We start from the raw sequence: 1,472 nt of genomic DNA on the forward strand, positions 1-1,472 counted from the left end.
CGCGGGTTCTAGCGATCCCCGCAACACCCTGAGTTTTTGGGAGTTGCGGGGATCGTGGTTTTTGAGGAGTTGAAGGCTCGGTTTTTCGAGGCGTTGGATCGTGGGGGTGGCAACATCGCGGCTGCGGCGCGCGCGGTCGGGGTCAGCCGGGACACGGCGTTCGGGTGGGCTCGGAAGGCGGGGATCCATGGTCGAGGAAAGCCCGGGACGGGTGGCCACCCTGGGCGCACTGAGTACGACAGGTTGCGCGCCTCGGGGGTGAGGCGGCGGGATGCCGCAACGCGGGTTGGGGTGAACGAGCGGACGGCTCGGGACTGGGACAAGGGGATCCGGAAGATCGGTGACGCGCGCCTGCACCCGGACGGGCGCCTGGTGGACTACACCACGGGTATGACCACCTACGTTGATCAGACGTCGCCGCCGGTGGCGGCGTTGGAGGCGGAGCTGCATCCGCGGTTCCTGACGCTGGTCGAGCGGGAAACGATCGCGGACCTGCGTCGGCAGAACAAGTCGTTGCGGGAGATCGGCAGGCGGCTGGGCAGGCCGGCGTCGACGATCAAACGCGAGCTGGACAACCATCGTTCGCGGGACGGCTCCTACCGTCCCTACGCCGCTCACCGGTCCTGGGTCGGCAGCCGTGCGCGCCCCAAGGGCAGCAAGCTCGCCCTACCTGGTCCGCTGCGCGAGTACATCGCCGGGAAGCTCGAGGTGCACTGGTCGCCCGAGCAGATCTGCCACTCTCTGGTCAAGGAGTTCCCCAACGACGAGAGCATGCGCGTGAGCACCGAGACGATCTACCAGGCGATCTACGTCCAAGCCCGCGGCGGGCTGCGCCGTGTGATCGCTGACGCGCTACGCACCGGCCGCACCCGCCGCAAACCCCACCGGCACCCGGACCAGCGCACCCCGCGGTTCACCGACCCGATGGTGATGATCTCCGATCGGCCCGCCGAGGTCGAAGACCGCGCCGTCCCCGGGCACTGGGAGGGGGATCTGATCGTCGGCACCGGATCGCAGTCTGCGATCGTGACCCTGGTCGAACGCACTACCCGCTATGTGATGCTCGGTCACCTGCCCGCCGGTCACACCGCCGAGGAGGTCCGTGACGTGCTCGTCCCGCTGATCGGGACCCTGCCCGCGCATCTGCGCGGGTCGCTGACCTGGGATCAGGGCAGCGAGATGGCCGCGCACAAGCAGTTCACGATCGCCACCGACGTCCCGGTCTACTTCTGCGACCCCCACTCGCCCTGGCAACGCGGGTCGAACGAGAACACCAATGGGCTGCTACGGCAGTACTTCCCGAAAGGGACCGACCTATCCGTCTATGGACCCGAAGACCTCGAACACGTCGCCCAGGAACTCAACGGCCGACCACGCAAAACGCTCGGCTGGAATACCCCAGCCGAGCGTCTGCGTGATCTACTGACAACCACATAGGCCATCACGTGTTGCGAGGACCCTTAGAAACCGCC

At 67.2% G+C, this 1,472-nt stretch carries 1 protein-coding gene; it reads left to right on the forward strand.

Going from position 1 to position 1,472, the window contains the following annotated elements; all coding sequences use genetic code 11:
• The first annotated feature begins 258 nt into the window (after positions 1-258).
• Positions 259-1,437: an IS30 family transposase gene (locus IE173_RS15385; RefSeq protein WP_191284410.1), complete on the forward strand. Its 1,179-nt coding sequence runs from the start codon at positions 259-261 to the stop codon at positions 1,435-1,437.
• Positions 1,438-1,472: the final 35 nt, after the last annotated feature.

Source organism: Pseudolysinimonas yzui (assembly GCF_014653215.1).
Classification (GTDB): Bacteria; Actinomycetota; Actinomycetes; order Actinomycetales; family Microbacteriaceae; genus Pseudolysinimonas_A; species Pseudolysinimonas_A yzui.